Consider the following 1,477-nt stretch of genomic DNA (forward strand, 5'->3'; position numbering starts at 1 on the left):
ATTTTTGGGAAGCATTATTTGCTGATCAATTTACATTTTGCAGTGTTCATTTTGCAATTTGCAATCAACACCGAGGCCGTTCAGCCACAAATCCCCAAAGCCATCCAGTTTCCCTCCACGCAAACATTTTCGTCAGCCCAGGCATCGCCCCGCGCGTCCACCCGGCACAACGCGCGGGGCGATGCCCACGCGGTTAAACGATTTTGAAACCCTTCACGGCGTGGCAAACAGGCTCCAACCGCGACAATAACCGATCCAACCGTCGCAAACACACCGACCAACACCCCAAAACGCGGTTTGCTAGCTTTCCTGAAGGCTTCACGTTTATTTGCGAGCAAGGATCGACGATAGACACTTGTAACGCACCACAGTCCTCCCGGTGCGGGCACTTAATTGTGCGGACACTGAAACGCCGCCACACGCCGACCGACCTGCGAAGCCGCCTCCCAGCCGCTCCCCAGCCACGTAGCTCAGCCGAATTGATCGCCCTCCTCCCCGTTGGCGAACGATCGCTTCTGAACCACTCGTTCGACGAACACGATTCCTCGATGGCCCACCCCAATGGCCGTTCGTCGTGTTGCGACTCTTTAGTGGCAACAATCTTCCCAAACCTAAATTTAATGGAGATATCACGATGCGTCGTGTATTGATTCCTGCTTTGTTGGCTTTTGCTTTGATCGCCACCAGCACTACCACCGCTTCGGCGGGACTGTTCGGACATCTTTGTGGTAACAACGCTTGCGACTCCGGTTGCGATGTTGAACCAGCATGTGGCTGCGAAGCCCCAAGCTGCGGCTGCGAAATCGCCGAACCTTGCTGCGACAGCCCTTGTGGCAAGCCGAAGTTCGGCCTGCTGAAGAAGTTGTTTAGCTGCAAGAGCAACGCTTGTTGCGATAGTGGCTGCGAAATCATCGAGCCTGCATGCGGTTGCGAAATCGCTATGCCAGCTTGTGGTTGCGAAATGGCTGCACCTTCTTGCGGTTGCGAGACGTCGTGCGGTTGCGAAGTCGTCGATCCTTGCTGTGACGCACCTAAGTGCGGACACAAGATCAAAGGTTTGTTCAGCAAATTGTTCGGCAAGCGTGGCTGCGGCTGCGACACCGGATGTGACTTTGAGCCTGCATGCGGTTGCGAAATCGCTGCACCAGCTTGCGGTTACGCTGAACCCACCTGCGGTTGCGAGCCAAGCTGCGGTTGCGGATTCTAGTTCCACCGGTCAGCGGTTTCGCTGGCTCTAAAGAACTAAAAAAACAAAGAGCTCCGTCTGAATGAAAATTCAGTCGGAGCTTTTTTTTCGTACCGACCTAGTATTCCGCGTCACCTCAATTTTCGGGTAGCGGAACTCGCCAACGGCTTGTTGATTTATTGCCTTGCTGACTGATTGTATCGGATGCGGATCGCGCTAGAATTTGGTTTTCACTTCTTTCTTCCGAGGTCGATCCATTGCGTTGGGACCAGCCCGCTCTGTGCAGGGATC

General features: G+C 54.2%; 1 protein-coding gene. It reads left to right on the forward strand.

Annotated features, from left to right (window positions below; all coding sequences use genetic code 11):
- Positions 1-634: 634 nt before the first annotated feature.
- Positions 635-1,207 (forward strand): hypothetical protein, encoded by a 573-nt coding sequence (locus RC85_RS26510; RefSeq protein ID WP_084423025.1) that lies wholly within the window; start codon positions 635-637, stop codon positions 1,205-1,207.
- Positions 1,208-1,477: the final 270 nt, after the last annotated feature.

The sequence above is a fragment of the Rubripirellula obstinata genome (genome assembly GCF_001642955.1).
Lineage (GTDB): Bacteria > Planctomycetota > Planctomycetia > Pirellulales > Pirellulaceae > Rubripirellula > Rubripirellula obstinata.